This window comes from Paenibacillus phytohabitans (genome assembly GCF_013141775.1).
GTDB classification, from domain to species: domain Bacteria; phylum Bacillota; class Bacilli; order Paenibacillales; family Paenibacillaceae; genus Paenibacillus_AQ; species Paenibacillus_AQ phytohabitans.
Map to the genome: position 1 here is coordinate 1 of NZ_WHOB01000097.1, position 22,442 is coordinate 22,442.

Annotated in this window: 17 protein-coding genes; 9 read left to right on the top strand and 8 right to left on the bottom strand. The window is 53.0% G+C overall.

Features of this window, described 5'->3' with window-relative positions; genetic code table 11:
* Nucleotide 1: 1 nt before the first annotated feature.
* On the bottom strand, nucleotides 2-1,990 hold the full coding sequence (locus GC101_RS33630; RefSeq protein WP_171720844.1) for an alpha-amylase family protein: 1,989 nt from the start codon (nucleotides 1,988-1,990) through the stop codon (nucleotides 2-4).
* A gap of 132 nt (nucleotides 1,991-2,122) precedes the next feature.
* Here GC101_RS33630 and GC101_RS33635 point away from each other — a divergent pair, with 132 nt between their 5' ends.
* The 7 genes from GC101_RS33635 (at nucleotide 2,123) to GC101_RS33665 (ending at nucleotide 13,979) form a co-directional block, all read left to right on the top strand.
* Complete coding sequence (locus GC101_RS33635; RefSeq protein WP_171720845.1) at nucleotides 2,123-3,031, top strand: helix-turn-helix domain-containing protein; 909 nt, start codon at nucleotides 2,123-2,125, stop codon at nucleotides 3,029-3,031.
* A 163-nt stretch (nucleotides 3,032-3,194) separates the two neighbouring features.
* The gene (locus tag GC101_RS33640; RefSeq protein ID WP_171720846.1) at nucleotides 3,195-3,971 is read left to right on the top strand and encodes a GDSL-type esterase/lipase family protein; all 777 of its coding nucleotides are present in this window, start codon (nucleotides 3,195-3,197) and stop codon (nucleotides 3,969-3,971) included.
* 58 nt (nucleotides 3,972-4,029) lie between these two features.
* Nucleotides 4,030-6,339, top strand: coding sequence for a helix-turn-helix domain-containing protein (locus GC101_RS33645; protein ID WP_171720847.1), 2,310 nt, complete (start codon nucleotides 4,030-4,032; stop codon nucleotides 6,337-6,339).
* Nucleotides 6,340-6,599: 260 nt separating this feature from the next.
* Nucleotides 6,600-7,586, top strand: a complete 987-nt coding sequence (locus tag GC101_RS33650; RefSeq protein WP_171720848.1) for an ABC transporter permease — start codon at nucleotides 6,600-6,602, stop codon at nucleotides 7,584-7,586.
* Between the two features lie 15 nt (nucleotides 7,587-7,601).
* Entirely contained in the window at nucleotides 7,602-8,486 is an 885-nt protein-coding gene (locus GC101_RS33655) for an ABC transporter permease subunit (RefSeq protein WP_171720849.1), read from the top strand.
* Nucleotides 8,487-8,524: 38 nt separating this feature from the next.
* On the top strand, nucleotides 8,525-10,078 hold the full coding sequence (locus tag GC101_RS33660) for an ABC transporter substrate-binding protein (protein WP_171720850.1): 1,554 nt from the start codon (nucleotides 8,525-8,527) through the stop codon (nucleotides 10,076-10,078).
* A gap of 124 nt (nucleotides 10,079-10,202) precedes the next feature.
* On the top strand, nucleotides 10,203-13,979 hold the full coding sequence (locus tag GC101_RS33665; RefSeq protein WP_246354634.1) for an Ig-like domain-containing protein: 3,777 nt from the start codon (nucleotides 10,203-10,205) through the stop codon (nucleotides 13,977-13,979).
* A 183-nt stretch (nucleotides 13,980-14,162) separates the two neighbouring features.
* On the opposite strand, the gene yidC is transcribed toward GC101_RS33665, so the two are convergent.
* Both yidC and GC101_RS33675 read right to left on the bottom strand, forming a co-directional pair.
* Nucleotides 14,163-15,005, bottom strand: coding sequence for a membrane protein insertase YidC (gene yidC, locus GC101_RS33670; RefSeq protein WP_171720852.1), 843 nt, complete (start codon nucleotides 15,003-15,005; stop codon nucleotides 14,163-14,165).
* Between the two features lie 411 nt (nucleotides 15,006-15,416).
* Nucleotides 15,417-16,277, bottom strand: coding sequence for a helix-turn-helix transcriptional regulator (locus GC101_RS33675; RefSeq protein ID WP_171720853.1), 861 nt, complete (start codon nucleotides 16,275-16,277; stop codon nucleotides 15,417-15,419).
* 348 nt (nucleotides 16,278-16,625) lie between these two features.
* Between GC101_RS33675 and GC101_RS33680 the strand changes: the two genes are divergently transcribed.
* Nucleotides 16,626-16,781 carry a hypothetical protein gene (locus GC101_RS33680; RefSeq protein ID WP_171720854.1) on the top strand — a complete coding sequence of 52 codons (156 nt, stop codon included), beginning with the start codon at nucleotides 16,626-16,628 and terminating at the stop codon, nucleotides 16,779-16,781.
* A 76-nt stretch (nucleotides 16,782-16,857) separates the two neighbouring features.
* Here the strand turns inward: GC101_RS33680 and GC101_RS33685 are convergent, their stop codons facing one another.
* Entirely contained in the window at nucleotides 16,858-17,991 is a 1,134-nt protein-coding gene (locus GC101_RS33685; RefSeq protein ID WP_246354635.1) for a glycoside hydrolase family 88 protein, read from the bottom strand.
* Nucleotides 17,992-18,286: 295 nt separating this feature from the next.
* Here GC101_RS33685 and GC101_RS33690 point away from each other — a divergent pair, with 295 nt between their 5' ends.
* Nucleotides 18,287-19,045, top strand: coding sequence for an SDR family oxidoreductase (locus GC101_RS33690; protein ID WP_171720856.1), 759 nt, complete (start codon nucleotides 18,287-18,289; stop codon nucleotides 19,043-19,045).
* A gap of 124 nt (nucleotides 19,046-19,169) precedes the next feature.
* Here the strand turns inward: GC101_RS33690 and GC101_RS33695 are convergent, their stop codons facing one another.
* The 4 genes from GC101_RS33695 to fabV form a co-directional block, all read right to left on the bottom strand.
* A complete protein-coding gene (locus GC101_RS33695) occupies nucleotides 19,170-19,628 on the bottom strand; it encodes a hypothetical protein (RefSeq protein WP_171720857.1) in 459 nt (152 codons plus the stop codon).
* 14 nt (nucleotides 19,629-19,642) lie between these two features.
* Entirely contained in the window at nucleotides 19,643-20,419 is a 777-nt protein-coding gene (locus GC101_RS33700; protein WP_171720858.1) for an EFR1 family ferrodoxin, read from the bottom strand.
* Nucleotides 20,412-21,002 carry a PadR family transcriptional regulator gene (locus tag GC101_RS33705; protein ID WP_171720859.1) on the bottom strand — a complete coding sequence of 197 codons (591 nt, stop codon included), beginning with the start codon at nucleotides 21,000-21,002 and terminating at the stop codon, nucleotides 20,412-20,414. The genes GC101_RS33700 and GC101_RS33705 overlap by 8 nt, the downstream gene beginning before the upstream one ends.
* A gap of 166 nt (nucleotides 21,003-21,168) precedes the next feature.
* Complete coding sequence (fabV, locus tag GC101_RS33710) at nucleotides 21,169-22,359, bottom strand: enoyl-ACP reductase FabV (protein ID WP_171720860.1); 1,191 nt, start codon at nucleotides 22,357-22,359, stop codon at nucleotides 21,169-21,171.
* Between the last annotated feature and the right edge of the window lie 83 nt (nucleotides 22,360-22,442).

Sequence of the window (22,442 nt, forward strand, 5' to 3'; positions counted from 1 at the left end):
TTTAAGGGGCAAGCTCTATCACTGCCATCTGGTGATTCTCGAGATAAGGAACCATATATGTGAGCTCACCGTTTCGGCCTGCTGTGAAAGGCAGTTCAGTCATCGAGGGAGCCAGATAGACCCGCTGGACTTGGGCAGGAGACGGAAGGTTCAGGCTGACAGAAATGTCCCGCAGCGGCACGATGTCCTCGATGACTTCGATACGGCCCTTCAGTACAGGGGCGGCATAGAGCAGATGGTGCACATAGCGCTTCTCCGCCGGCTGGTACTGCAGGGTCGTTATTCCCCGGGCCGGCAGACAAGTGCGCAGGGTGGGACGCGGCAGCAGCCGGGACAGCGCATGCAGCACCATTTCTTTGAGGATAAGGTGGCCACCTTCCGCATAGTCGCTGAACACATCCCAGGCGATGTAGATACCGCTGCTGCTCTCAACCATGGCCGGTCCATTATCTTCTCTGGTACCGGGTGTATGCTGATGCGAACAGAAAGTAAAGACATCGCGGTTGAAATACGGATTCTCCAGGTGACCCAGCGATTGTCCTTCCCGCAATTCTACCAGCTGACCTTCACCATACATAACATAGGAAGCAGACAGGAGGGCGCCGGGAGTGAAATACGGCTTAAAGTAAGAAGGCCGGTAGGTATTGGCTCCCAGCCAGCTGATTCCCAGATTCAGCGCAAAGGTATCACCTGCCGTATTGAGTCCTGAACGGCCGGTGGCCAACACTTTGCCGCCTTCTGCGATAAAGGCTTCAATAGCAGAAGCCAATTCCGGCCGTACCGGTACTTCATCCGGCAGAATCAGCACCTTGTAAGCGGCGAAATCACTGAATGTATCTACGATGTCATACAGGTAGTGCCCTTCACTCAGTATACGCACTGCTCCTGCATCAGCCAGATTCCGATGTCCCTTCAGTTCCTGTCCGCCGGGACAGGCTTCACGCGCTGCCTCCAGGGACAGGACAGCGATGTCCGCAACGGACTCCACTCCGTTGCACCATTGCTCCTTCGCCTCTACCTCGGCATAGGCAGCGCCGATTAGGGCATAGGTCGCTTCATCCAAAAACCCCGAAGGGTGAAGCTGGTCACCGATGGAGCATTTCGCACCGTGGGCGAGACTGAGCGCGGCCTCATACCGCAGGGCGTTCGGATGCTTGTAGCCGCCGAATTCTCCCCAGGAGGTATGGAATTTGCCGGTCATGCCTAGAAATTCCATGCCCAGGGTCTGGGCGTACCGTGCCGACAGCGGGAAGTGATCGTAGCCCCAGCCTCCGGTTGGGAGCGACTCCAGCTCGAGGTGGCTGTTAACCTGGACAAGATCACGGCGGCCCCGCTGCTGATGACCATTGTTATGATAGACCGGAAGGCCTGGCTTTACCGCGTCAATCGTCTCCCGGACACGGCGTGCATAATTCAGATAAGTCTGTTCACCGAGGGCAGTAACGGCTGCTTCATCGCGGGGATCCTGGCCGGCTGCCTGCAGTGCCGAGACGCAGTACTGGCAGCGGCATTTACGGCCGCCGACGATATCGAGGAAGATACCGTCAGCATCATAACGGGAAACTACTTCATGGATTTGCGCCAGCAAAACGTCCAGATAAGGTGTATTCATGCAAAACTCATGATAACCCGGCGTCATGAAGTCCTTCACCCAGCGTGTGCGGTCCTCTGCATCACGGATCAGCCACTCGGGATGGCGGCGGGCCAGCTTCTCATCAAGGCCAGCGGACAGATATACCGGTGTCTTGACTCCGATTTCGTGAGCCGCACTGATCATGTCCCCCAGAAGGTCGAAGGAGAGATGCGGATGGATTTCATTGGCTTCACTGGGGTGATAGGCCCAGCCGTGATGGCATTTGGAGAACACTGTAACAGAGTCAACATGACCGGCACGCAGCATGGATTGAAACTGGGATTTGGAGAAATCTTTGCCGATGCCGGGAATGAATTCGGAAGTATGGAAGTCCAGGTGGACCTGACGAAAACGCATGGATACACAGCCCCTTATACGATTTGGATGAAAAGCGGATTCCCAGTCAATGTACCTCTTTTATGGCGGGGCAGCCAGTGATATTATAGACTTTGAATAGCACAAAATCGACTTGGACAGGAGAGATAGCCAGTGCTGTGTCTGGAATTAGCGATTCCGCCGCTGCCGCAATTCGTCACGGTGGGACATGCCGTCTGGCCGCCGGGAGACCGGCATTTCGCCCGTACCTTCGGTGTGTATGATCTGCTGCTGGTGAAGCACGGAACGCTCTATATGAGAGAAGAGGACAAGGAGTATGCGGTGGGTCCGGGAAAGCTGCTGGTGCTGGAGGCGGGACTGGCGCATGAAGGTTACCGGGCGTGTGAGGAGGATACAGAAATATACTGGGTGCACTTCATCCATGAATCTAAGCCGGCATATATCCGGCGGGAGGATATTCCCTGGTCATCCCTGCTGGCCAAGGGAACGGTGGAGGATGAGGAACCCTCTGCACAGCAGCGTCTGTATATGCCAAAATACGCCACAGTCGACGTAGAGACGCTGGAGCCGATTCTGCATGAGATGAACGAGATCCACAGCAGGCTGAGTGCAGGTAATGCGCTGCGTCTCCACCTGCTGCTGGCCGGGCTGCTGGAGGCGCTTCAGGCGGAATGCACACGGACTGCACAGCCGGAGCCGGCGGTCCGGCTGGCCCGGGCAGCGGCAGGCTACCTGGATGTCCACTGGAGACAGCCGTTCAATCTTGCCGGACTTGAAGAGGAACTGCATTTCCAGGCGGATTATATTACGAGGTGCATGAAACAGCATATCGGCACCACGCCGCTGCAATATGTACTTCATCTGCGTCTGGAGGAAGCCAAAAAGCTGCTGGGCGGTACGGTGCTGGGTATTTCGGATATTGCCGAACGGGTAGGCATTCAAGATCCCAACTATCTGACGCGCCTGTTCAGTTCGAGGTTTGGACTGACTCCCGGAGCGTACCGCCGGCGGCTGCGTCAGAGGGAAGATACAGCTGCCTCTACTGATACGGAGGAAATCTAAGGGCCGCTTCGGGTGCTGCCAAGAGCGCTGTCATGTCGATATCATGCTAAAGAAAGTCGGGATCGTTAAGGCAGAAAAAGGCAGGGGGCGCTACCATTAGATTGCAGTAGAACCGCTTGGCATAAGCCAAGCCGGGGAAATGGCAATGATCAGGAGGGAAGATATGCTGCCTTTAAATATTAATACGATTATCGATAGCGTGACAAAAAAAACCGCGAATCTCAAGATTATGTTCCTCGGGGACAGCATTACGGCGGATGGCCTGTATATCCGCTTAATCCGGGAATGGCTGAAGCAGCACCGCCCGGATCTGGCGGTGGAGCTCATCCCGTGCGGTGTCCCCAGCGAGACAGCCTCGAGCCTCAGCGAAGCGGCGCATCCGTTCCCGCGGCCCTGCATCCATGAACGGCTGGCAAGAGAGCTTGCGGCAGCGTCTCCGGGTGTAGCCGTAGCCTGCTATGGGATGAATGACGGGATTTATCATCCCTTGTCGGAAGAGCGTTTCGCAGCCTATCAGGCGGGGATGCAGCAGCTGAGCACACAAATCCGTGAAGCTGGCGCTGCAGTTGTGCTGATGACACCGCCGCCATTCGACGCTCCGTCCATGAACGGCCGGCTGCAGCCGGCGGATGCGGCTGATTTCAGCTATCTGGCTCCTTACAAGGATTATGACAAGGTGCTGGAGTGTTATGCGGGCTGGCTTCTGTCCGGTGAATGTCCTGCGGACGGCATCATCGATTTGCGCATTCCGCTGCTGGAGCATATCCGGCAGGAGCGGTCACTGAATGCCTCGTATAGCTATGGCGACGGAATCCATCCGGACACAGCGGGACACGGGGTAATCGCACGGACACTTCTGCGGAATTTGTTCGATGCAGAGCCGGATACGCTGCCGGGTGCGGAGGAATCGGGGGAGGCGGCCCGCGGAAAAGCGGATTGACAAGCAAAATGGCGCGGGATTATATTAAGGTCACCCTATGAGCCGGGAGAGATCACCTATGAATGTACTACAGACGATCCGCTCGCGGAAATATTTACAGCGGATTATACTCAGCTTTATGCTTGTTGTTGCCACACTGGCTGTGGCTTCGCTATTTGTGAACTCGAATGCCCGTGGCAAGGTGCTCAGCCTGCAGAACGAAGCCGACCGCAAGCTGCTGACCCAAATCAATTACAATATTGAGAATATGAATGGTATCGTGAAGGATTTGGCGGTTTCGCTGTACAATGACGAAGAGCTGCTCGCCCTGAAGTCCGGTGCGGATTACAGGCAGAGCATTCTCAAGATTGAGCGCCTCAACCATACGGTGGCAGCTTCCCCGTATTTGCATGCTGCCGTCTTTTACAATGGGGCCCAGCACCGGTTCTTCTCGTCGCTTAACCATGAAATTAACAATAGTCTCCTGTACGATTCCCTTAAGAACTATATGGCCTCGCGGGCGGATCTGCCGAAGCTGCAGCTGATTCCGCTGGACCTTGACGGAAAGGATGATGGGATAGACGTATTTGCGATCTTTATATATGACGGGGACACTCTCGGTTCCATTAATGACAATGTGCTGATTCTGACGGTGAAGCCGGGCTGGATGCTGGATAATATGAAAGCGCTTAATCATGTGGCGGAGCGGGAAGATGATGTCCTCTTCATTACGGACAGTGACGGCGAGGTGCTAATTTCAACCGACGGGCTGCTTCCGGCGGGTCTTGACATCAAGGCGGACCTGCTGCCGCGGATTGCTTCTTCAGCCACGCCGCTTAATTCTTTTAACGAAACGTATGGAGACAGGAAGTACAAGGTCACTTATCTGAGCAAAGCGCTGAATAACTGGCAGATCGTCAGCATGCAGGATTACGATGTTGTGCTGGGCAGCGTACGGCAGATGAAATGGACGGAGATCGCGGTCACGCTGTCTGTTGCTTTGCTCGCTATCCTGCTATCCGTGTGCTTTGCCTTGCGGCTGTATAAGCCGGTGGGCCAGCTGCTGACGCTGGTGCCGCAGGATGTACGCGGTGCTCCGCAGGCGAAGGATGAGTTGTCGCTGATTGCGGCGAATGTAACCGAGATGATCAGCAAGCTGAAGGGTCTGGAGCTGGAACGGGCCTCGCAGTCCAATATTGCGAAGCTCTACCAGCTGCGCAGCCTGATCGGGTCAAGCCAGAGCCTCGATGAACAGGCATTCCTCCAGATCAGGGAGCAGCACGGAATAGACATCGCCTATCCGTCGCCGCTGCGGCTGGCGCTGGTGCAGATCGACAATCTGCAGGGGCTTTCGGCAGATCCGGGGCTGCCGATGGAATCCCTGCTGTACTTTGCCATTGCCAATATCGGCCAGGAGCAGCTGCGGCTGGAAGGCACTTGTGAAGCGGCTGATATGAAAAGCGGCCATCTGGTCTTCATCACCGGCAGCGGAGCCGGGACACTTGCGAAGCTGGAAGAGCGCTTCCGGGAGCTTCAGCAGACGATTTTTGACTACTACCATATTACCTTTACGGTTACGCTGAGCGAAGTGTTCACGGATTACCGCTGCATCACCCGGCATTACAATTTGGCCATGCGTCACTCGAACTACCGGATGGTCTTCGGCAAGGGAGCAGTGATTGAGCCTGAAATGCTGCGGGAGAATGAGCGGAATGAATCGCTGCGTATCCCGCAGGAGCTGGAACGGCAGCTGACAGAAGGACTGAAGGGCGGGGATCTGGCAGAGACAGAGCAGACGATCCGCAAATGGAGAGAATTGCTCGGCAGCTTCAGCTACGAGAATATGTTCTCGGCGGTTCTTCATCTTGCGGTCACCTTAAGCAATACGCTTGGCGAGATGAATAACCGCAACGTCAACCCGGTATCGGTCAACCTGCAGGCCGTTAACCGGCGTATTCTGGAAAAAGAGACGCTGGATGAGATTGAGGCCGTACTTCTGGAGGTTGTGCGCGAGGTGGCTGAGCAGCGGCGCAGCGGGCGGGAGGATAAGAACCGGCTGCTGGCCGAAACAGTGAAGGAAATTATTGATAAGCATTACGCCGATCCGGATCTGAATGTACAGCGGATTGCCGATATGCTCAAGATGAATTCGGTCTATCTGGGACAGGTATTCAAAGCGCAGGAAGGCACGACAGTCGTGGATCAGATCAATGCAGCCCGCCTGGCCTATGCCAAAGAGTACCTGGAGCAGAAGGACCTGACCGTTACAGAGATTATGGAAAAGGTCGGGTTCGGCAACGAAAGCTATTTCTACCGCCTGTTCAAACGCCGTTATGGAACGACACCGAAGGAATACCGCCTGAAGTCTGCCATTGACCGCAGCAAGTAAACAAAAGCAAATAAACAAGTTTTTTCAGCCTTAAGCCAGGCCCGCTAAATGAGCGATGTTCATTTAGCGGGCTTTTTGCTGCGCCACGTATGGCTTCGCCCGGCCGGAACAGGAAACTGGCAACAATACAGCCCCTCTTTACAGCAATCTTGCAATTGTACAGTAACGCCGAAGCCTGATTCACGCTATTGTTAGTCATGCAAAGCCTGGTACACAGGCAACCAGCTGCAGCTAAGGAAGGAAAGGAAGGGGCTTTGGTTATGTTGAATAAGGTTCCACTAGCGGAACAAAGAGCAAATTCAGGTACGCCGCCGGGAACGCGCAGAAGAACGCGGATTGGAAGAGAGCTTCACCATTTCCGGAACAACCGGGAGCTGTTTCTGCTCTCGCTGCCGGGACTCCTGTACAAATTGATTTTTGCGTATATTCCAATGATCGGCCTGATTATCGCCTTCAAAAATTACCGGTATGATCTCGGCATCTTCGGCAGCAAGTGGGTGGGACTGGATAATTTCCGTTATTTATTCACTACGGATACGGCGTGGCGGATAACCCGTAATACGGTTCTATATAATACCGCCTACATTGTGGTGGGTACCTCGGCAGCACTGCTGCTGGCGATTCTGATGAACGAAATCAAGGCCAAGTGGAGCAAGTTCTACCAGACAGCCTTGTTTCTGCCACACTTCCTTTCCTGGGTACTTGTGGGTTATGTGGCCTATGCCTTCTTGAACCATTCGGATGGTTTCATCAACCGCACTCTGGAATCCTTCGGGCTGAATCCGGTGAGCTGGTACCAGAATGCGGGGCCATGGCCGGTGATTCTCATTCTGGTTCAATTATGGAAAGTGGTGGGGTTCAACACGCTGATTTATTTTGCCGGCATTATTGGCATTAACAGCGAATATTACGAGGCAGCGCGGATCGACGGGGCGACCAAACGGCAGATGGCGTTCAAAATCACAATCCCCCTGATGGCCCCGATCATCATCATTATGCTGATCCTGTCTATCGGCAACATGTTCCGCGGCGACTTCGGCCTGCATTATTTTATCCCGAACAACTCAGGTTTTCTCTACGGCTCTACAGATATCATCGATACCTATGTGTACCGTGCGCTGCGTGAAGTCGGCAATGTAAGCATGTCCGCGGCTACAGGCTTTTACCAGTCGGTTGTGGGTCTGGTGCTGGTGCTGACGGCAAACGGAATCGTGCGCAAAATTGATTCTGAACATTCCCTGTGGTAAGGAGGTGCCCTTAGCGTGGGCAAGAAATTCGAATTTTCCAAGCTGTTCATTAATCTGCTGTTTACGGTGCTGTCGATTGTGGTCGTCCTGCCGTTTCTGCTGGTCATCGCCGTATCGCTGACGGATGAGAAGTCGCTGACCGAAAACGGGTATCAGTTTATCCCTACAACCTTCAGTCTGGATGCCTACCGCTATCTGCTGGACGCTCCTGACATTCTGCTCCGGGCCTACGGGGTAACCTTCACGGTGACCATTATTGGTGCGCTGGCCGGTCTGCTCCTGACTGCGATGACTGCATACGTGATCTCACGGCAAGATTACCGGTATAACCGGGCGACGACCTTCTATGTATTTTTCACCATGCTGTTCAGCGGGGGGCTCGTTCCTTCCTACATTCTCATTACGCAATATCTGCATCTGAAAGACAGCCTGCTGGCGCTGATTCTGCCCATTCTGCTGTCACCGTTCAACATCATGGTCATGAAAGGCTTCATGTCCAAAATTCCGCTGGAGATCATTGAATCGGCCAAAATCGACGGGGCGCGTGAATTCCGTATTTTCTTCAAGATTATTCTGCCGCTGTCTACGCCTGCGCTGGCTACTCTGGGTCTTCTGATATCCTTCACGTATTGGAACGAATGGTTCAACGCGATGCTCTACATCGACGATCCGAACAAGGTGCCGCTGCAGCTGCTACTGGTGCGGACGCTCAACAGCATCGAATTTCTCACTACGAACTCTGAATTTACCGGACAGCTGGGCATCGATCTATCGAGTTTCCCCAACAGCTCGGCGCGGATGGCGATTGCTGTACTGGCCGGCGGACCGATGCTGGTGATCTTCCCGTTTTTCCAGCGGTTTTTCGTCAAAGGGCTTACGGTTGGCTCCCTAAAGGGTTAACATACAATTACATGTACAAAGTACAGGAGGTCACTTACATGAAAAAGAAGCTGTTTGGAGTTCTGGCATCCGTATTGCTCGCCTCATCGGTGCTATCCGGCTGCGGAGGCAACAATAACGGCGGCAACAGTAATGCCGGGAAAGGTACCGAAGGAAGCGGTGGAGCAGAAACCGCGCAAAGTGCGGCCCCGGAATCAGGAAATGCAGGCGAGCTGAAGCCGGTCGAACTGACCTGGTATTATCCGCTGTCGCAGCTGCAGGCTGATCAGGAGAAGGTGCAGGAGGAAGTCAACAAGCTGGTGAAGGCGAAGATTAATGCCACAGTGAAGCTGATGCCTGTTGCCATCGGGGACTACGTGCAGAAGATGAACACCGTGCTTGCAGCGGGCGAGAAGTTTGACATTCTCTGGACCGGCTACATGCTGAAGCCCGAAGAGCTGGTGCGCAAAGGAGCTATCCAGCCGATGGATGCCTTGCTTGATGAATACGCGCCGGAGCTGAAGGCGGATGTGCCGCAGGTGATGTGGGACGGTCTGTCGGTCGACGGGGAGATTTACGGTATCCCGAACCAGCAGATCAACGGCTCCCGTTACGGATTTATTATCCAGAAACGTTTCGCTGACAAGTACAATCTTGATACCGCTTCCATTAAAAAAATTGCCGATATTGAACCGTTCCTGGCCCAAATCAAGCAAAATGAACCGGACATCATTCCGTTTGGCCTATTCGGCACTTCCTTCATTAATCCGCAGTCCCATGACGACAAATACTGGGTAGTTCCGGGGCTCGATGACCATTTCTATATCAAAACAGATGATCCTACGTATACATTGCAGCGCTATCCTGAGGAAGAGCTGGACAATTTCCGGCTGGCCAGCAAGTGGTATAAGGAAGGCTATATTTACAAGGATGCAGCTACAGAAAAAATGAATGATTATCTGGTGAAAGGCCAAATTGCGGTCGATTTCAACGTTACTCTGAAGCCGGGTGTGGAAGCTGAGGTGAAGGCCAAAAACGGCGGCAACGAGGTTATCACGGTTCCGCTTAGTGACTGGTTCTCCAACGGCTATTCGGCTACGACCAACCAGTCGATCAGCCGTACGGCTCCTAATCCGGAGCGTGCGATGATGTTCCTGAATCTGGTGAATACCGATAAGGAGCTGTACAATCTGCTCTGCAATGGTGTTGTTGGTGAGCACTATGACAGAACCAATGGGGAGTACATCAAGGCAAAGGCGGATTCCCGTTATCTGCCGAATATGGACTGGGTTTTTGGCAGCGTATTCAACTCCTATCTGAAAGAAGGGCAGCCGGAGAATGTCTGGGAAGAGACCAAAAAGATCAATTCCGATTCAGAGGTCAATCCTGTAGGTGCCTTCAAGTTCAATTCCGAACCGGTGAATACGGAGATCGCCAATCTGAATGCGGTCTGGGGTGAATATAAACGGGGACTGGTTACCGGAACACTCGACTTCGAAGAGACCTGGCCTGCATTATACGGCAAGCTGAAGGAAGCGGGCGAAGAGAAATATGTAGAAGAGGTAACCAAACAATTCGAGCAATTCCTTAAGGATAAAGGCCTGAAGAAATAAGCCTCATAGAGAGTATACCTGCACCTTTGGAGGAGATCACTGGAACCTGCTGCTCATGGACGGCTTCGCCAAGATAGAATACCGGCGGAGCCGTTATCATTCCAACCGGAAAGGAAGAGGAGCCTTGGTTAGAAAACGTTTGCTTGCAGCCCTTGCCGCCAGTATGTTGTTCACGATCAATCCTGCCCCGCCGATTGCGGGTACTGTATCAGCGGAGGGCACGACTCCAGGGGCGGTCATTTATGTCGCCACAAATGGAAGCGATTCCAATAATGGGACGCAGAATGCCCCGTTTCTGACTTTGGAAAAAGCCCGGGATACCATCCGGACGCTGAAAGCGGAGGATGGCTTGCCGGAGGGCGGCGTCACTGTGTATTTGCGCGAAGGAAGGTATGAACGGACGTCCAGCTTTGAGCTGCGGCAGCAGGATTCAGGCGAAGCCGGCAAGCCGGTCACTTACATGGCTTATCCGGGTGAGTCCGTGACTTTGTCAGGTTCGGAGCAGCTGGCCAAGTCAGCGTTCGTTCCGGTTACGGACACGTCGGTGCTCAGCCGTATTATAAGTACAGAGGCTAGAACCAAAGTGCTGGAGGCGGATCTGGCAGCGCTCGGGATCACTGATTACGGTCAGCTCAGCCGTCATGGCTATTATCTGGCCAATGATCTGAGCGAGGTGCCGCCGATGGAGCTGTATGTGGCCGGGCAGGGCATGACGCTGGCCCGCTGGCCCAATGAGAGCACCGTCCAGATGGATGAAATCCTTGATCCCGGCCCGACAAGGAAGGACCCGAACGGGGAGGTGCATACGCGTGGCGGCACCTTCACCTATACGTATGACCGGCCCCAGTACTGGACCCAGGCAGACGATATCTGGCTGGACGGGATCTTCGGCTACAGCTGGGAATGGTCGTATAACAAGATTGCTTCCATTGACACGGCTGCCCGAAGCATCACCCTCCGTTACGGGGAAATGAGCGGCATCTTCAAGAACTGGTATCCGGACTTCCATTTTGCGCAAAATCTGCTGGAGGAAATCGATATGCCGGGCGAATATTACATCGACCGCCAGGCGGGCAAGCTGTATTTCCTGCCGAACGCCGAGTTTGCAGCGGATAACCCGGATATTGAAGTGACGATGCTGAAGAGTCCGATGATTAACGCGCTCAATGCTTCGTACATTGATTTCTCCGAGCTTGTGCTTGAGAATGGCCGCGATTCTGCTGCAGTGTTCATGGGCGGAAGCCATATGCGTATTCTGAACAGCGAGATCCGCAATTTTACCAACAGCGGGGTACTTGTTAACACACAGAGCCGGTTCTATTACAACAACTTTGAAGGAGCACCGGGAACGGACCACGCCATCATCAGCACCCATATTCATCATATCGGCGGCACCGCCGTCACGCTGGCGGGCGGCAACAAAACGACGCTTGCGCCAGGGAACAATGTGGTGGAGAATTCGCATATTCACGATTTTGCCTACTATCACAAAGCCTACAATCCCGGGGTGCTGCTGTCCGGCGTCGGCAACCGCATGTCGCACAATGAGCTGCATGATGCGCCCCATCCGGGCGTGCTAATCTTCGGCAATGATCATACCGTGGAGTATAACGAGATCTATGATGTATGCACCACCTTCTCGGATCTCGGCGCGATCTACATGAATGCCGGCGAGCAGCCCCATGAGCGGGGCACGGTCATCAGGCGCAATTACTTTCATAACATCGGCGAGAGCAAGGCCGGAGTGGAGGGGGTATATCCCGACAACTTCACGATGGGATTGACTATCGACGAGAATATCTTTTACAAGATGGGCAATTCGGCTATTAAAAACAACGGCGGCGCGCATATCCTGACCCGCAACAATATTTTTATCGACAGCAAAATTCCTTATGATTATGCGGATATGTTCCTGGGCGATGAGCCGGATGATCAGGTACCGCTGAACTACATGCCGAAGTGGCAGGCGCTGTTCGCGGCAAACAATAATTTCACCGGAACCCCGTATCTGACGAAGTACCCCGAGCTGGCGGATTTCTTCACAGAGAACAGGTATTATCCCGACACCAATACGTTCCAGGGGAATGTCGTCTACAACCCGTCGGTTCCGCGCAGTGTAACGACCAATGTGTACGGGGCATACGACAAGTTCGGGCTGGTCCAGTACGCCAATAACTGGGTGACTGCCGCAGATCCCGGCTTCACCGACCTGGCGGGAGGCGATCTGTCGCTGCGGCCGGATGCAGATGTCTTCGATGTCATTCCCGGGTTCCCAGACATTCCGTTTAACGACATCGGCGTTACTGGCAAAGCTGGCACGACAGCAGGCACGGACAGCTATCCTGTTCAGGGAGTAGCCATCTATGACAGCGAAGTTACCGTGGACCGCTGGAAAACGCTGAAGCTGCGCACGGCGGTGCTTCCTTGGAACGCGGATCATCCCATCCTGACCTTCACTTCGGCCGATCCCGGTATCGCAGCTGTGGATGCGGCAGGTATTGTAACCGGCCAGGCGGTCGGCAGCACGGTCATTACGGTAGCCTCGGCGGAGAATCCGCTGCTGACGGCCACGGTTACGGTGAACGTGGAGGCAGGGGACGGCGTGATGGACTTCACGGATTTCGAATCCGGTGCGAACGGCTGGCTCCAGGATGCCAACCGCAGCATTGAGAAGATTGGCACGAACCGCTGGTACAAGATTCTGAACGGAGCCTCGTCGCTCAGTGCCAAGTCCTTCTCCGATTACGAGCTGAGCTTCAAGCTGAAGACACCTGAGGTTATAGGGGATAATGCGACCCTGTATATCTTCGACCGTCAAGTTGGCAGCGGCTCCAGCCGGATCGGGTACAAGACGCGGGCGGACGGAAGCTCCGCCTGGCTGCTGTACAATTCGGCCTGGACGGTGCTGAAGGAGGTGAAGCTGCCCGGGCATGACCTGCAGCCGAATACGGAGTATGCGGTTAAGATGCTAGTGAAGGGGGGCGACCTCAGCGTCTATCTGGATGGAGCCTTCCGCCTGAAGGGCAACGATCCGGGACATAATGCGGAGGGGAAGGTCGGCTTCTACGTCAGCAATGTCAGCCAGATGCACTTCGATGACATTCAGTTCAAGGCACTTACGACTACGCTGGCCGGAATCATTCCTGCGGAGAGCAAGGTGCGTATAGCCGCCGGGGAACAGCGGCAATTGCAGCTGGCCTTTGATCCTGCGGATACGCCGGACACAAGCGTAACCTGGCAGTCGGCCAATCCGGCGGTTGCCACGGTGGATAGCACGGGAGTGGTTCACGCCGTATACGAAGGGGAGACCCTTATCTCGGCTGTGTCAACGGTAAATCCGCTCATTAAGACGGATATTACAGTAACCGTCTCGAGCATCATGCATGAGACGGATTTCGAGAACGGGGGCAACGGCTGGCCGGTAGATCCCAACCGCAGCATCGCCGCTGATCCGGACGGGAACCGCCGATATAAACTGCTGAACGGTGCTACCGGCCTGCTCGACCGCAGCTTCACTTCTTATCAGCTGGAGTTCAAGCTGAAGACGCCGCCAGTGATGCCGGATAACGGCATCCTGTACATCTTCGACCGCCAGGACAGCTCCGGATCCACCCGGATCGGCTACCGTACCCGGGCAGACGGAACCTCCGCCTGGATCCTGTATGACACAGCCTGGCAGAAGCTGACCGAGACGGTCCTGCCTGGACATGACCTGCTGCCGGATACGGAGTATGAGGTGAAGGTGACGGCCCGGGACGGAGATATTGCCGTATCTGTGGACGGCTCGCCAAGGCTCTCCGGCAGCGATCCGGGGCACCGCCCGTCCGGCAAGGTCGGCTTCTATACCAGCGGCTTCGCCTATATGCTGTTCGACGATATTATCTTCTCGGTATTGCCGTAAATCCAATCTAAGCTTCGAGGGCGCTCTTCCTGCGGGAAGGGCGCTTTTACAGTTGAGCAGGCTGGGAATCTAAGAGGAGCATTTATGTTCCCACGTTAACGAGCCACCAAGGTAAAAAAAGAGCATCCGAGGCTGCGCCTCAGATGCCTTGTATTTAGTATTGTTCTATGACTGGTTGAAATCTTATAAATCTTCTACACTGGCAGGCAGATTTTTACCCGCTGCATTTGGCTTCGTGTACATTTTATTGAGTATCACCGTTTGCACGATAATAAATATACCGCCTACCGCCCAATATAACGGCAACGCAGCGGGCATAGCAAAAGAAGATAAACCCATCATAACCGGTGATAACAATCCGATAAAAGCCATTTGGCTATTTTGATTCTGCTGAGGCTGTACTGAAAGAGATTGAGACACACGGAACTGAACGTAATACACCGCAGCCGCAATCAGCGGCAAAATCATATCTGTTGTCCCCAAGTTAAACCACAGAAAATCGTGAGCGGCAATCTCCGGGGTACGGCGAATGGCATAATAAAATGCGAGAGTGATCGGCCATTGGAGAAGCATCGGTAAACACCCCATGTTTAAGGGATTGAATTGATGCTTCTGGTAGAGCTGCATCATCTCGGTTTGCTCTTGTTTTTTGGCATCCGTACTGACATCGTTCTTATACTTCTCCTTAAGTGCAGTTAATTCCGGCTGGAGGACGGCCATCTTTTCTTTCATAACCATTTGTTTCTTGGTTTGATTCATCATGAGCGGCAGGATCGCAAGTCTGATGATGAATGTCATCAGCACGATCGCTAATCCGTAGTCTCCGTGAAAGGTATCCGCAAAAAATTTGATTAAGAGCGAAAATGGATAAATGAAAAAATGGTTAAATATCCCTGGTGAACCGGCATTAATCGGATTGGATTGGGATGCTGCCGAACACCCGCTGAGCATAATGACCGGAATAACTCCAATCAAGATGACGAGAATGGGCTTGGCCCATTTTTGTAGCAACATAATCTTTTTCATCGTTGTCCTCCCTAATTGAAAGTATGGATATCAATGTGGGGAAGGACTATGGTCTTCATCATCAGGTGCTTCTCTTCGTCTGACGGTACGTACTATCCACTTCTGAATGCTGCCCGGTTGAGACAGTCTGACAGCCACATACCAGGTTGAACCGGCTGCAGCAATTGTTTCATGACCCCAGTGTATCTCTTGTAAAGAAAAATGGGTGAATGGAATTAACACTAAGGAAGAGATGAGCGCAATTGAGAATGCCAATTGAACCAAGTCATAAAAATGCTCCAGTCAAGTTCACCTCCGTATGAGCTGTATTGGGAAAATTTGAATAATGGTTATACGATTCGAAGAACTGTGTGGTTTCATTAACCTGCCTGTTAACTTAAAACACTAAAAGCGGTTCACCGCGTTATAGATTCAATGGATGCTGTTCCTGTATTTCTCGGGGGAGATTCCTTTATTCTTCTTGAACATCTGGCTGAAATAAGACGGGGACAGATTACCTACTTCTACCGCGATTTCCCCGATGGATTGGCTGGTGTTGGCGAGCAGGATACAGGCTTCTCTGACACGCCGCTGCATCAGATATTCGGACAGTGTGATGCCGGCATATTGTTTGAATACATGCGAAATATGGTAGGGAGACAGATGCAGGCTGGCAGCCAGCGCCTCAAGGCTGAATGGCTCCTTGTAATGTTCATCCAGCCATTCGGTAATCCGCTGGACATGTGAGCTACCGCGTGAATGAAGGAGATTGTCTTCGGACAGGACACCAGGCAGCCGGGTCTGAAACAGCCGGATAAGCTGGAGGATGAGAATTCCTGTGTTCTCTTCCTGTCCGGCAGCAGCGTGCTCGGTGCACTGGTGCAGCTCTTTCAGCACCTCGGGAATCCGGGTGTCATTCATTCCGTTGAATACCGGCTGCCGCAGGCTGCCCCTCCACAGGTTCCGGAAGAATTGCCCCAGGATAGGAAACGCGGAAAGATAATGGTCCATGAAACCAGGATCAAAGGTCAGATTGGTCCGGATATAGGAACGGCCTTCTGCCGGAGGAACCATTACACGGTGCAGCTGATAGGGCTGAAACAAAACCAGTGTATGATCCTCAATAGGGTAGGTCTGATTCTCCACCATGATCTCACCGCAGCCGCTGTAAATGTACAGGATTTCAATTCCCCTATGCGCATGAAAATAGAGGGATTCCCCGTCAATATATTTAAATTTGTACATAAACAAACCGGGGTCCATTCCCTCGGGCGGATGATCGTTCCTGCTCATGTTCAGTGACGCTCCCTTATCTATCATTCTTACCTGCTATTAATCTATTACTACTAACTCCAGTATAAATAGAAGGCTGCTAAAAATAAAACTGCGACTTCGGCCACACTTATAAGACTACAATCGCCAACCAAGCAACCAACGAACCAAGCAAGTAAGCAAAGAACCAAGCAACGAACCAAGTAAGCAAAAAACGAACGAACCAAGCAACCAAACAACTAAGCAAACAACCAGCCAATCCATGGCTCTGTGTCAGGGCAATTGTGAAAATCCAATCCTCCCTTCTAAAATGTTGTAAGTAATACAGCTTTGGTTCCCGGATACCAGGGCGTTCGGGAGAATTGTTGTATGAAATACAGGAATCATCCCGCTAAGCCGCTTGGAGGAGGAGAATTGCTGCATTTTCTGCAACAATTCCGGATTTGGGACGATTTGATGAGGGGAATGTTGTATTTCGTGCAGCAAAAACCGGCAGGCCTCACGGAAGGGGGGCTGCCGGTATAAAGGGTATCAACCGGATGCCACAGTTGATGTTGCGCACCAGCAGATCAGATTCTAGTCAATGAAGATGCAGTACATGCTATCCCCGTTCGTACCAATACCCCGGAACACCCTGCTGCAGACGCAGCAGCGCCTCCAGGAAGAAGTAATCCCCCCAGATCATGAAATCATCCGGAGATGAATTCCCTCTGACTGAATAGGAGCCATGACGCAGCAAGCCTTCTTCCGACGGGCTGCCGGCGGTAAAGTAGCGGTTCAGCAGAGAATCCATCGATTTGTTGACGGCTTCCTCATACCATGCCCGTTCCGGGTCCTCCTCCGGCAGGTGCTCCAGCAGCTCAAGGAGACCGCATACAAAGATGGCGGACGCTGAACTGTCGCGTGGAGTGGACTCCTCCTGCGGGGCATCGAAATCCCAATACGCGACATGGTCGGCGGGAAGATGCTCCAGGAAATAGCGGGCCATTCTTCTGGAGGTTTCCAGATAATGAGGCTCTTTAAAATAGCGGTAAGCTAAAGCAAAGCCGTAGACCCCCCAGGCTTGTCCCCGCGTCCAGGTGGAGCCGTCCTGATAACCTTGTGCGGTTCCTCCGCGCAGGGCATTCCCCGTCTGCTGGTCAAAATAAAAAGTATGGTAGGAGGAGTCATCTCCCCTCACCAGGAAGCGGCGGCTTTTCTCGGCGTGAATCCGGGCATGCTCGGCGTAGCTGGGATCTCCGGTCTGTTCAGTGGCCCAGCAGAGCAGCGGAAGATTCATCAGGCAGTCGATAATAATCCGGCCGCCGTTGTCTGCATCCCCTTCCGGTCCCCAGGCCTGAAAGAGCTGCGGGGCAGAGCGCCAGCGCTTCATCAGTACATCAGCTGCCTGCAAGGCCAGCAGACGCGAAGCTTCATCCTTCTCGGTGATCCAGCGTGCCTTGGCGGACAGCGAATATAGGAAGCCGATATCATGGTGATCAAGCTCCTTCCCGGCAATCATGCGCTTGTTGAAGGACTCAACCGTCCGGATGGCTGCGGCGTGAATCTCAGGGTCTTGGCTGTATTCATAGCTCAGCCACAGAATGCCGGACCAGAAGCCTTCCGTCCAGCTGGTATGGTCCGTCAGATGATATTTGCCGTCGCCCAGGCTTACAATTGGAGATTTGTCACCAAAGCGCTTGATGTTAAGGCGGGTGGTAGAGAGCGTGTGCTCAATCGCATTTTTCCAGTTCATAATAACCTCCATAATATCGCTATATTGTTCTTATGGTTATTATAAGCCTGCTGCTATGTTGGTTTGTTGCGCGAATTATTAGGTGAATTGCGGTTTAGTAGGAACGGTGCCGGAACCTGTTACGCGGGGAGAGAGCTGTTTGTCACGGAACTCCGGTCTAGTTTGTCTACAGGATGTACAGCAAAGAAAATAGGATGGAGGCAGAGCGCCCGTGGCAGGGCGGTTTGTGTCTGTTGCAAAGCGTTTACTAAATACCGGCCTATGGATATAGGCTATAAACCAGGAGGAAATAGACATGAAAATTGTAGTGGTTGGCGGCAGCGGACTTATTGGAAAGCAATTGGTGAGCCGGCTTCAGGGGCTGGGTCATGAGACTGTGGCTGCATCACCTTATCTGGGCATCAATGCTATGACTGGTGAGGGGTTGGCAGAAGCGCTTAAAGGGGCTGATGCCGTTGTTGATGTAGCAAATTCACCTTCGTTCGCAGACGATGCTGTGCTGGAATTCTTTGCGACAACGACCCGAAATCTACTGGCTGCTGAAGCTGAAGCAGGAGTGAAGCATCATGTGGCGCTATCTGTAGTGGGGACTGACGGCTTGCTGCAGAGCGGTTATTTCCGCGGAAAAATGGCTCAGGAGGAGCTGATCCAGGCTTCCCCCATTCCTTACACCATCGTGCGTGCGACTCAGTTCTTCGACTTCGCCGAGGGCATTGCCTATACCGCTACAGAAGGGGATGTCGTCCGCCTGCCTTCAGCCTGGGTACAGCCCATAGCCTCTGAGGATGTAGCAGCTGCGCTGGTTGATTATACCCTTGAAGCCCCAGTGAACGGGATAGCCGAGCTGGCCGGACCGGATAAGCTGCCTCTGGATGAATTCGTCCGGCAAGCGCTGAAGGCTAAGGGGGATGTGCGTCAGGTGGTCGGCGATTCGGAGGCACGTTATTTCGGAACAGCATTGCAGGATCACTCGCTTGTTCCGGCCGGAGATCATCCGCGAATTGCGCCGACACGGTTAACGGACTGGCTTGCAGCTTCTGTATCAGAAGCTTAATAGATCTACAAAGAAACCGCCATCCTCCGGGCAAGTTTGCAAAAACTTCAGCCTGATGGGAATGGCGGTTTTTTATCTAAAGAAAGACAGGACGATATGTTATGAGGCGGGTACCAGCGGGCTTCTAGCGGACCTGAGTATAAACATTCCAGCTGTTCACCAAATGACCCACGGCAAACAGGAATGCAGGGATCAGGAGCAGCCAGGACTCAAGCCAGAACCCAAGCAGCATGAAGTAGATTGCCGGAAAGACGGCCATAGGAATAGGAATTCCAAGCCAAGGCGTGAATAACACGGCAAATTCTCTCGCATTCCAGTAAAAGCGGGCCCAGCATACATAATAAATCAGCAGGCAGACAGCCATCAGCACGGCAGACAGGCCAAGGGACTGCTCTGCAAGCTTACGGCCCAGGAGAATAGGCATCATGAAGCAAGTGATCTGGCCTGCCCGCTCCAAGATCGTGAAGATCAGGGGTGTAGAGGCCAAAGAATCAGGAGCATTCCGGGGCGGGAAGAAAATGAAGATCAGATTCGGAAGCAATACTAATAAGGGTATGATGAATCCTTTAATGTGCAGACCCATGTGAACTCTCCATCCTATAGTTCCAAAGTAGATTTATGCATTCTGGCATTGCGGAAATGAAGTTTGTCTTTGCCTGATACTACGATTGCGTTCCGCGGACAGTTTGCCGCACACTTCATACAGAAATCACATTTGTACCCATGGTATGGCAGATCATCGACGACTACTATATTACCGGTGGGACATTGCAGAACGCATAATTCACAACTGATGCACTTGGAGGGGACTGTCCGCAATCTGAGCATCAGCCGCATCGACATCCAGGGCAGCACGGTTCTTCTGGAGAGAACGGAGACGGCCTTCGACCCGGGATACTCTGACTTCCAGGCGGATTCACCGGCAAGTGCCTGATGGACAAAAGTCTCAGCTTTCTGATAGGCTGCGCTCAGCCGGGCCTGATCCTCCTCCGGTCTTGCTTCAGCATTCAGCATATTATTAGGCATACTGATCTCGCAGGCGGAGACAGGGATGTAGCCCTTATTCTTCAGCAGGGTATAGAGCGGCTCCAGAATATGGGCTGAGTTATTGAGCGTAGCGATCACATATACTTTGGTGCCCTGGCTCTTCGGGAGCCGCCGGAGGAATCTCCAGATGAACGGGGATACGGACTGCGAATTGACCGGGAAGGCAAGCCACAGGTCATTAACCGGACTGCTTGGCATATATCCGCTGCCGATCAGGTTCAGGGAGATGCGGATGTTATAGGTCTTAAGGGTTCTGCACACGAAGTCTACAATCGCTTTCGTATTGCCCGTACCGGAAAAGTAATACAAATCCACGGTTTTATTCATTCGGCGGGTTCTCCTGTTCTGCGATTTCCTGCTCCAGCAAAGCTATGGTCTGCCCGCACCAGTCCGCATAAGACTCCCACAGCTTCTGGCCAAAGGACAGGACCATCAGAATGCGGCTGTGATTACTGTGAACATCCAGATTCTGCTTCAGCTGCGCCTCGAATTTGCCGAACAGCTGCTGCTGCCGCCGGTGGTTGATTTCAAACTCCCGGACATGCTCCAGCATGGTGGCGGATGAGGAGGAATTGGAAAAATACAGCTTAAGCAGCAGCTCGTAGCGTACGGTTTCTTTTTCCACCGGTGTCTTAAGCCATTCCTGTAATTCGTATCTTCCGGATGCGGTTATCTGGTACTTGATGCTTTGTTTGCTGTTCTTGCCTTCCACAGAAACAGGTTCCTCACACACAGCGATCAGGCCCCCCGCAGCCAGCCGCTTCAGTTCCGGATAGATCTGGCCAAAGCTCTCACTCCAAAAAAAGGAAAGCCGGGTATCTACAATTTTTTTGATCTCATACCCAGTCAAGTTCTCTTCGTTTAATAGTCCCAGTAACACGTAACCTGTCTTGCTTCTGTTAGCAGCCATATGCACGCATCCAATCTGTAAGATATATCTTTTAGATATAAAATACTGCAAGGATTATCTAAAGTCAAACGTTATTTTATGCCCGAATTGGAGCGATAACCTGGAATCTGCACGCCAAAAAGCCGCTCCCGGTGAAGGGAACGGCTTCATGTATTGGGCGGAACGCTTATACCATATTGGGAATAGCAACAGCAGGGTCGGTCTCGGCTTCGTAATCCACGCCTTCGGTGCGGAAGCCGAACAGATGGAAGAAGTCATCCTGGTAGCCTTTAAGGTCCGCAAGTTCAGGAACATTATCCGTTTCAAGCTCGTTCCAGCGTCTCATGACCTCGATCTGCACATCCTCGCGCATCTCCCAGTCATCAATCCGGATCAGGTGGCTGCCGTCTGCTGCTGCTTCACCGCCATTATACAGGTGGTCTGCGAACAGGCGGTACATCTGCTGAATGCAGTTCTCGTGCAGTTCTTTTTCCTTCATGACTCTATAGAGTGCGGAAATATACAGCGGCACCACAGGGATGGCGGAGCTGGACTGGGTAACCAGAGCCTTGTTCACGGAGACGAAGGCCCGTCCGCCTGTAGCAGAGAGCTGCTCGTTCAGCGAGATCGCCGTCTGTTCCAGATGGTTCTTCGCCTGGCCGATGGTTCCGTCCCGGTAGATGGGATGGGTGATCTTAGGTCCGATATAGGAATAGGCCACGGTTGTTGCACCGTCTGCAAGCACGGCTGCTTCCTGCAGCTGATTGATCCACATGCCCCAGTCTTCTCCGCCCATAACTGCGATCGTCTGGCGGACTTCGTCATCCGTTGCCGGCTCTATAGTAACATTAGATACTTCCCCGGTGTGGAAGTTCATCGTCTTGTTCGTGTAAGCTTCCCCAACCGGCTTAATCACCGAAGAGAAGACTTCTCCTGTAACGGGATGGGTGCGGCGAGGGGAAGCTACGCTGTAGATAACGAGATCAACGGTGCCGAATTCAGCTTTGATGAGGTCGATGGTCTTGGTCTTAATGGCATCCGAGAAGGCATCGCCGACGATGCTGAATGATTTCAGGCCGAGCTTGGCCGCTTCCTGCTCAAAAGCAGCGGAATTGTACCAGCCTGCGGATGCTGTGCGGGCACCTTCAGCGGCTTTGTCGAAGAAGACGCCGATGGTGTTGGCACCTGCACCAAATGCGGCAGCAATCCGGGAAGCCAGCCCGTAGCCGGTAGAAGCGCCGATGACCAGCACGTTGGCCGGACCGGTAAGTTTCTTTTGTGCCCGTACATAGTCAATCTGTTCCTGTATTTGTCCGGCACATCCCTCCGGGTGAGCAGTCGTGCAGATAAAGCCGCGTGTTTTTGGCTGAATAATCATCAAGGATATCCCCTTTGTTTTAGTTTTTAACTTTTTTCGCTAATATAGAGTATAGCAAATGATGGCATAGAAAGATAAGCTTG

Bases quoted from the DNA above. Each gene is read 5' to 3' on its own strand.
- GC101_RS33675 (WP_171720853.1), bottom strand. From the start codon at position 16,277: ATGAGCAGGAACGATCATCCGCCCGAGGGAATGGACCCCGGTTTGTTT.
- GC101_RS33630 (WP_171720844.1), bottom strand. From the start codon at position 1,990: ATGCGTTTTCGTCAGGTCCACCTGGACTTCCATACTTCCGAATTCATT.
- GC101_RS33660 (WP_171720850.1), top strand. From the start codon at position 8,525: ATGAAAAAGAAGCTGTTTGGAGTTCTGGCATCCGTATTGCTCGCCTCA.
- GC101_RS33705 (WP_171720859.1), bottom strand. From the start codon at position 21,002: ATGGCTGCTAACAGAAGCAAGACAGGTTACGTGTTACTGGGACTATTA.
- yidC (WP_171720852.1), bottom strand. From the start codon at position 15,005: ATGAAAAAGATTATGTTGCTACAAAAATGGGCCAAGCCCATTCTCGTC.
- GC101_RS33690 (WP_171720856.1), top strand. From the start codon at position 18,287: ATGAAAATTGTAGTGGTTGGCGGCAGCGGACTTATTGGAAAGCAATTG.
- fabV (WP_171720860.1), bottom strand. From the start codon at position 22,359: ATGATTATTCAGCCAAAAACACGCGGCTTTATCTGCACGACTGCTCAC.
- GC101_RS33685 (WP_246354635.1), bottom strand. From the start codon at position 17,991: ATGAACTGGAAAAATGCGATTGAGCACACGCTCTCTACCACCCGCCTT.
- GC101_RS33700 (WP_171720858.1), bottom strand. From the start codon at position 20,419: ATGAATAAAACCGTGGATTTGTATTACTTTTCCGGTACGGGCAATACG.
- GC101_RS33640 (WP_171720846.1), top strand. From the start codon at position 3,195: ATGCTGCCTTTAAATATTAATACGATTATCGATAGCGTGACAAAAAAA.
- GC101_RS33650 (WP_171720848.1), top strand. From the start codon at position 6,600: ATGTTGAATAAGGTTCCACTAGCGGAACAAAGAGCAAATTCAGGTACG.
- GC101_RS33645 (WP_171720847.1), top strand. From the start codon at position 4,030: ATGAATGTACTACAGACGATCCGCTCGCGGAAATATTTACAGCGGATT.
- GC101_RS33680 (WP_171720854.1), top strand. From the start codon at position 16,626: ATGAAATACAGGAATCATCCCGCTAAGCCGCTTGGAGGAGGAGAATTG.
- GC101_RS33695 (WP_171720857.1), bottom strand. From the start codon at position 19,628: ATGGGTCTGCACATTAAAGGATTCATCATACCCTTATTAGTATTGCTT.